At 60.5% G+C, this 6,758-nt stretch carries 9 protein-coding genes; 3 read left to right on the forward strand and 6 right to left on the reverse strand.

Translation table 11 applies throughout. From position 1 onward, the window contains the following. Positions 1-12: 12 nt before the first annotated feature. A complete protein-coding gene (locus tag ACZ2G3_RS18845) occupies positions 13-1,002 on the reverse strand; it encodes an HWE histidine kinase domain-containing protein (protein WP_470399870.1) in 990 nt (329 codons plus the stop codon). Positions 1,003-1,818: 816 nt separating this feature from the next. After that, positions 1,819-2,031 (reverse strand): hypothetical protein, encoded by a 213-nt coding sequence (locus tag ACZ2G3_RS18850; protein WP_470399872.1) that lies wholly within the window; start codon positions 2,029-2,031, stop codon positions 1,819-1,821. A 217-nt stretch (positions 2,032-2,248) separates the two neighbouring features. Here ACZ2G3_RS18850 and ACZ2G3_RS18855 point away from each other — a divergent pair, with 217 nt between their 5' ends. Continuing rightward, the gene (locus ACZ2G3_RS18855; RefSeq protein WP_470399873.1) at positions 2,249-2,941 is read left to right on the forward strand and encodes a Crp/Fnr family transcriptional regulator; all 693 of its coding nucleotides are present in this window, start codon (positions 2,249-2,251) and stop codon (positions 2,939-2,941) included. A 36-nt stretch (positions 2,942-2,977) separates the two neighbouring features. Here ACZ2G3_RS18855 and ACZ2G3_RS18860 read toward each other — a convergent pair whose 3' ends face one another. Beyond that, positions 2,978-3,226: a DUF6894 family protein gene (locus ACZ2G3_RS18860; RefSeq protein WP_470399874.1), complete on the reverse strand. Its 249-nt coding sequence runs from the start codon at positions 3,224-3,226 to the stop codon at positions 2,978-2,980. A gap of 234 nt (positions 3,227-3,460) precedes the next feature. On the opposite strand from ACZ2G3_RS18860, the gene ACZ2G3_RS18865 reads away from it, so the two are divergent. Together ACZ2G3_RS18865 and ACZ2G3_RS18870 are read left to right on the forward strand one after the other, a co-directional pair. Next, positions 3,461-3,904, forward strand: a complete 444-nt coding sequence (locus ACZ2G3_RS18865) for a response regulator (RefSeq protein WP_470399876.1) — start codon at positions 3,461-3,463, stop codon at positions 3,902-3,904. 493 nt (positions 3,905-4,397) lie between these two features. Beyond that, positions 4,398-5,123: a phosphatase PAP2 family protein gene (locus ACZ2G3_RS18870; protein WP_470399877.1), complete on the forward strand. Its 726-nt coding sequence runs from the start codon at positions 4,398-4,400 to the stop codon at positions 5,121-5,123. Positions 5,124-5,747: 624 nt separating this feature from the next. Here ACZ2G3_RS18870 and ACZ2G3_RS18875 read toward each other — a convergent pair. The 3 genes from ACZ2G3_RS18875 to ACZ2G3_RS18885 form a co-directional block, all read right to left on the reverse strand. Continuing rightward, positions 5,748-6,044, reverse strand: a complete 297-nt coding sequence (locus ACZ2G3_RS18875) for an addiction module antidote protein (protein ID WP_470399879.1) — start codon at positions 6,042-6,044, stop codon at positions 5,748-5,750. 3 nt (positions 6,045-6,047) lie between these two features. Further along, on the reverse strand, positions 6,048-6,344 hold the full coding sequence (locus tag ACZ2G3_RS18880) for a type II toxin-antitoxin system RelE/ParE family toxin (RefSeq protein WP_470399880.1): 297 nt from the start codon (positions 6,342-6,344) through the stop codon (positions 6,048-6,050). Between the two features lie 73 nt (positions 6,345-6,417). Beyond that, on the reverse strand, positions 6,418-6,717 hold the full coding sequence (locus ACZ2G3_RS18885) for a hypothetical protein (RefSeq protein ID WP_470399882.1): 300 nt from the start codon (positions 6,715-6,717) through the stop codon (positions 6,418-6,420). Positions 6,718-6,758 lie beyond the last annotated feature (41 nt).

The raw sequence follows: 6,758 nt of genomic DNA on the forward strand, positions 1-6,758 counted from the left end.
CTTACAGCTGCGTTACAAGGGCGGAAAAGTAAGCTCGGCGACAAAGCCGTCCGGCGGGTAGCGAAGCTCCACCGTGCCGCCAAGCTCCTGTTCGACAGAGAACTTGATGAGGTTCGTGCCGAAGCCTTTGCCCGCGGGGAAAGCAACCGTCGGGCCATCGTTTTCGTGCCAGCTGAGCCGGACGACCGGGCTGCCGTCCTCCTTCTCGGATGTCCAGGCAATGCGCAACTGGCCCTGTGGCGCGGACAGGGCTCCGCACTTGAGAGCGTTCGTTGCCATCTCGTGCAGGATCATGCCGAGGGACATGGTCTGAGGGGGCGACAGGGAAACTTGAGGCCCACCGGCGATCGTGATCCGGCTGGTCCCGTTCCGGTAAGGCTCCATGATGCGAGTGATCAGGTCCGCCAGCTGTCGCGCATCTTTTTGCGCCGACACTTCGAGTGAGCGGCCAAGCGCATCGAACCGTTCAATCAGATTGTCCCGATATTCTTCTGCTGTGCAGTCTGCCACGCGCGTCTGTCGCGCCAAAGCGTGCACGACCGATAGCAGGTTCTTGATCCGGTGATCAAACTCGCCGATCAGGATGTCCTTTTCCTCTTCTTTCTTGCGTCTCGCGGTTGCGTCGACGATCGAGAGCAACAGGACGCGCTGCCGACTGTCGGGGTGCTCGATCCGCTGTGCGCTCAGCAGCATGGTGCGCTGCCCGACGTCAGGGAACTGCGCCCTGACCTCGTAATCGAAAATCGAGGCGCTTTTCGGGATCACGTCCCTGAGCAGATGGTGCAGCTCCTCGATGTTCCATTGCCCGTTACCCAGTTCCGTAAAGGCAAGCCCAATGGTCTCATCGGGATGAGTATTGAACGCTCTGTAGAATGCGGGATTGGCACTGATTACGGAAAGATCTGAGCCCAGCACAAGCAAGGGGTCACGGATCGTATCGACAATGCCTGTTGCCCGGATATGGGAGCCGCGCAACAGACGGTAGAGCTCATCAAGATCCAAACTTTTCTCCGTTTTCCCGTGCCTGGCCTTATCGTGGACATATATCGACGTGAGCGGGAAGCTTGTTGTTCACACCGAACCGATTCGGAAGGCCAATGTTCCTTGGAGGTTACATCTTCGCAGAAGGCGTGCTGTATGCTCTGATGTTGAGGAGTAAGGGCTGGGTAGGCAGACCCCGCCGCCACCAAGCCGCTTCCCGCCCCTCCGGTCGATCTCGCCTCACGCAGATGGGGGTCGATTGCAGGTGCCGCGAACGGCCGCTTCGATCCGCATAACAAACGGATTAGAGCGGCGGGCGAGCTTCCGCTTTGCGGGACATTGCGGTCATTGCCTTGCCACTCAGAGTGACCTGCCACTGATCTCTCATCCAGAAGCAAGCGGAGCCCTGTGGCTATTGCCCCGCCTACCGATCTTGGACCATCTGAAGCCGGAGTTGTCGGCCTTGGTGATGGCAGTGGGCTGACAACGCCACCAGAAAGTGCAGTCTACTCGGGACGTTGTAGCCGATCATCGTTGCAGTGTCTGCGCCCATCTGCAGGCTTTCCAGCCGCAGCCGTTCGACACAACCAGACGTGATGGCACGATCGTCGATAAGCCGGTTGATCCTGCTGCGGATGTCTGCATCGAAAGCGCGCCACCGAAGAGATCGGGGCCGGGCAAAACCCGGCCCCTTTGGCGCCTCGACCCGCCGGGGGAACAGGGAGGCGCATGCCGATGTTCGCAGCCCAGTTGGCACGACGGCCGACACGCAGAATAAATCGAACTCTTGGAAGCGACGATCCTAAGCAGGAACGACCACAGATATCGCTGCCGATTTCAGCGCCTTTCGCGGCCTGCGTAGGCGGGCGGTGGTGCCGGTGCCGTGGAGGAGATTACCGTCGCGCGGTGCATGCCGGGGTATTGCAGGGTCAGTCCGGCGATCATGCGGCACAGCCGGTCCAAGGTGGCCGCCGTCTCGGGCAGCCCTGCGTCCCGGGCACGCTCCTGGGCATCCTTGGTCTGCAGAACGAGGTTGAATAGATCGTCCATCTGATGCTTTCTGGATGTCCTGGAAGGTATTTTGACACAAGAGATACCGATCATTGTCAGCACGTGTCATTAACGTAGGTTTATCTCGCCGCCGCAGAAATGGTGGATGTAATGCCACCAGACATTCATGGGGCGACATGTCCGCGGCAATCGTGCGGGTGACGAGAGAAATACAATGGACAACCTACTGACTCGCAAGCTGGAAATCTTCGCGCCCTTGCCCGATGCCGACCGGCGCCTTCTCGACCACACCGTCCGAACGGCCCGTCTCGTGGACGGGCGTGCGGACCTGATCCGCGAGGGCGACGACCCCTCGCACGTGCGTCTGATCGTTGAGGGTTTCGCCTGCCGCTATAAGCTGCTGCCCGACGGCCACCGCCAAATCATGGCGTTCCTGGTCCCGGGCGATTTCTGCGATCTGCACATCTTTATCCTGCGCACCATGGACCACAACATCGGCACGCTGTCGCCATGCCGCGTGGTGGACATTCCCCGGACTCGGATCCTGGAAATGACCGAGCGGCCGGCCTTAGCGCGGGCTTTGTGGTGGTGCTCGCTGGTGGACGAGGCAACGCTGCGCGAATGGCTGGTCAATATCGGGGCCCGTTCGGCCGAGCAGCGCATCGCCCACCTGCTCTGCGAGCTGCTGATGCGTCTGGAAACGGTGGGGCTGGCAAGCAACGGTAGCTATGATCTGCCCATCACGCAGGCCGAGATCGCCGACACCATGGCCCTGTCGACCGTCCATGTGAACCGGGTTCTTCAACGCCTGCGGGCCGAGAACCTGATCACGTTCAAGAACGGCACGCTGGTGATTCCGGACATTCCGCGTCTCAAGGCCTTCTGCGGGTTCAATCCGAACTATCTGCACCTGACGGAACAAAACGGCAGCAAGGAGCCAAGGCGCTAGTACGCCCCGTCAGCCGCCTGTGGGACCGGGCATGGGCTAGGAAGCCGCGTGAGGCGGCAGCCGCTCCTCGGCAAGGACATGAAGCACGAACAGTATCTGGGCCTGATCGTTCTCGACCTCGAGGCGCCATCCGCCGCTGTCCCAAAACCGCGCGCCCATGTCGCGCAGCACCTCGCCGGTCAGATGGATGGCCTGGGACTGCGCCACGTAGATGTCAGGCAAATCGGTGCCCACTTCGTCACGCATGTCGCGGCCGTCGATGATATGAAAGAAATAGCGTGGCATGAACAGGCTCCGGCTCGGAGGCGGGAGCACACACGGTCTCTCGGCCGACAGCGCCTCTGATCGCGGCTGCCGATGCCTTCAACATAAGCATGATGGGCGCGGATAATGAGGCGTCGCGGCCCATGATCGTCTCGTAACGATAATCCAAGTTAACTGCGATCTGGAAATCGGCATGTAGATCTTGTTTTTCAATGCATGCCGGGGGGAAACCATGACAGTCCTGCAAGACCCATAGTGGCCGGAGACAGCGCCGATCCCGAAATACCGCCCCGGGGGCGTGACGCCGCTCCCTGCGATGCAAGACGTCACAGGGTCATCGTCCTCGAGCAGCAACGCGTCGTCGCCCTCGACATTGCGCAGGCGTTCGAGGCGGCCGGAGCCGAGGTGGTGGGCATCGCGTCGACGGTGGAGTGTGCCGTCGCCCTGATCGCGGCTGCCGGCGTGGTGGATGGTGCCATCCTCGATCTCGATTTTCGCCACGAGGCCACCTGCCTTGTGGCCGACGAACTGAACTGGCGCGGAATTCCCTTCGTGCTGCTGACAGGTCTGGCCGCAGCGGAGATGCCGGTTCGCTTCGCCGATGTGCAGCGGTGCCACAAGCCCTTCAACGTGGACGGGATGGTGGCGCTGCTGTTGCCGGGGAACGGCGACATGCGCGGAGATAACCGTATGCCCTGACCAGCCGCAACGGAGCCGGTCACCGGCTCTGATGCACAGAGCCCGTGTGATAGCTGGTGAACATAAGCAAACCGCCCCCCTCCACCCACAAGATCAGGAACTGGCCGGCCTAAGACAAAGCGCTCAGTCGCCGAGGTTTGTTGACGATCCGGTTTGATCCCGCGATCGGCCGGGCAACTACGCCAACTGGCAGATCTGGCCGCCAACAAAGCGCCAGCCAAACCCCTGCACCGCATCGCCGCCTGCTATGCGGACTAAGCAGTCATCCGCACCACTCTCCGACAAAGCTACTGCATGCAGCCCTTATCGCAATTGGAATTGCTCGAAATCTTGACCTGACCTTGACCGGACATTTTTGCCGGGGAGCCTGAAGGGTATGTCCTGCGGTGCGAACTCGTGCGGTTCGGCACTGACCATAGCCAGGAACCTTTGGAGGCGGCCCGGAGTTTTACGGCTATGAACTACCGCCCAAAGCAACCGCCTGCATCGCGAGATGTCTGATGTAAGGCCAACCGGCCTGATCGATCTTTTGCGTCGGAACGTCGAGACCGGCAGTCTCCTGCTGCTGTGCTTGATCGTCGCCGCGGTCTGGGGTCTTGCTGAACTCACGGATGAAGTCCTTGAAGGTGCGACACATGGGCTAGACCGCGATATCCTCCTTGCCTTGCGCACGCCGGGTGATGTCTCAGATCCGATTGGGTCGCCCCATGTCGCAGAAATGGCTCGTGATTTGACGGCACTTGGAGGAACGGTCGTCATTGCAGGTGCCACATTGCTTGCCGCTGGCTTCTTTCTGATGCGCCGTTCCATTGGGTCCATGGTCTATCTGTTGGTCGCCGTAGGCGGAGGAATTGCCCTCAGCAGCATTGGCAAGGAAGTTTTCGACCGCCCGCGGCCAGATTTCTTGCCGCATGGCTCTTTCGTTTACACGGCGAGTTTTCCGTCAGGTCACTCGATGATGGCGGCGGTGGCATATCTTACGCTTGGCGTGCTGATCGCCCGCGTGCTGCCGCAACGGCGCCAAAAGGCCTATATGCTTTCGATTGCGATGACCCTGACGATTCTGGTGGGTATTAGCCGCGTATATCTCGGAGTCCACTGGCCGACGGATGTCGCCGCTGGCTGGCTTGCCGGAGCCGCTTGGGCGGTGGCATGCGTACTGGTAGCGCGCATTCTCTCACGCAACGGACATATTGAGCCAGATGCATGCGAGGAATAGCTGTCAGGCAAGCAGACCGCCCGTCCGGCTGTCCTCGACGACTCTAGATCCTACCCAAAGAACGACGCAATGGAATTGACTACGGCGATTGGCTCCTCGCGTTGTGCTGCAGCTTGGGTAGCGGACGTCCAGCGCTGCAGCCATTGAGCGGCTGCTTCAGCCGTTTGCCGCTATCATAGTGCCGCACCTGCACCCGTCGGCTCTCCGCCCATATGGTTGATTTCTCCTCGAGCAGGGTGGTGAGGCGGCAGCTGCAGCAATCGGCAGCCAAGTCGGATGTTTTTCGATGCGGGCAGTGGCGTGGGTTTGGCGGCGGGGGCTGCGGCGGTGGCCCGCGTTGGAATACCTGACAAGGAGGAAATCGCGGGGGTCCAGAATTGCGCTATGGGGAAAGCGCGCTCGCGATTGGGGCGACCGCAAGATCAGGGGTGCGGCTGAAGGGGTGCCAAGTGTCTGAGGCGGTCGCCAGCATGCCGGATGATGGTGACAGCGCCGCAGAGACTGAGGCTATTGCCCGCATCGGAAAATCTCCGACAAACCGGACGTTCGGCTATACAGGTCGCGCTGCAGAGTAGGCTGCCGCTGCTGGGATCCCGGATTTCCGTACACACAAGAACCGGGCCATCACACCCCTGGCTGTATCGAGACCTTAAGGCCAAGCGCCTTGGCGACCTTCATCACCGTAGACAGGGTTGGGTTGCCCTCACCAGACAGAGCCTTGTTGAGACCAACCCGGCTCATGCCCACCTCGCGGGCAAGGGCCGTCATGTTTCGGGCCCGCGCCACCACGCCCAAGGCGCGGGCGATGTAGGCCGGATCATCCCCCGCCTCGTCCATGACCGCTTCCAGATAAGCGGCGATATCCTCTTCGGTCTTGAGGTAATCGGCGCTGTCATAACGGGCAAAGGCCTCTTCAGGCATCGCTCAACCCTTCCATTCTGCGGCCAGAGCCTTGGCCTGGGTGATGTCTTTCTCTTGGGAGGACTTGTCGCCTCCGCAGAGCAGCACGATCAAAACCGAGCCCCGCTGGATGAAATACACTCGGTAGCCGGGGCCGTAGTGAATTCTAAGCTCGGACACCCCGTCCCCGACAGGTTGGGCGTCTCCGGGATTGCCACCTGCAAGCCGATCGAGACGCGCGGTAATCCGGGCTAGGGCCCGACGATCCCGGAGACCTATTAGCCAGCGGTCAAAAGTAGCACTTCGAATCAGTTCGACCATCTGACAACTATAGGTGTCAACAAACAACCTTGGCAATGGCTGCTTAGTCGCCACTGGTCGCCTGAACTTTTCATCAACCAATGGGCTCCATATCCTGACGCATGAGTGCGAGGCGAGCGCCCCTATCGGCTTCCATGCGCGTGGGATGCCCTTCCAGCGTCGGATAATATTCGATCGACAGTGGCGTCTGCTTGGTCCAGCGAGTCACGGCGTAAAAGGAAGGTGTCAGCAAAGGAACGCTCAGCAGAAGTGCAGGCACACAATGTTCCCGCGCAAGCCAGGTGCTGCTGCGATCCTGTTGCAGTTTTGGACCTGACCTCTTCAACGCCCCTCGGAAGTTGCAGGGAACAATGGCACCCGCACGCTGTTCCAAGCGGGACACCATGCTGCCATGTATCAATATCGGAGAATGAT

The organism is Paracoccus sp. KKT209, assembly GCF_055635455.1.